At 38.2% G+C, this 241-nt stretch carries 1 protein-coding gene; it reads left to right on the top strand.

The annotated features are described in order from the left end of the window. The coding region (locus H5158_RS23065) for an ATP-binding protein (RefSeq protein WP_182741006.1) at positions 1–174 on the top strand (174 nt) is incomplete at its 5' end. Positions 175–241: the final 67 nt, after the last annotated feature.

The following is a 241-nucleotide window of genomic DNA, read 5'->3' as shown; positions in this document are numbered from 1 at the left end:
GAACCACTGAGTGCTCAGCAACGAGGTGACTTACTCGAATTAATCGATGCGCGGTATGGGTATAAATCACACATAATTATAAGCCAGCTACCACAGGAAAACTGGCATGAAATGATAGGAGAATCGATACGAAAACAGTTAAATAAATTGACTGATGATGATCAGTTAAGCTAATTTAAAAACGGCTCTACAAAATGATAAATCAGGTGATCAAAGCTGATGAGAATCGGTGATCAAAGTC

It is taken from the genome of Pseudoalteromonas sp. SR45-6 (assembly GCF_014163545.1).
GTDB classification, from domain to species: domain Bacteria; phylum Pseudomonadota; class Gammaproteobacteria; order Enterobacterales; family Alteromonadaceae; genus Pseudoalteromonas; species Pseudoalteromonas rhizosphaerae.
Note: the sequence above shows the minus strand (reverse complement) of the source record. Positions and strands in the feature narration are given on the sequence as shown.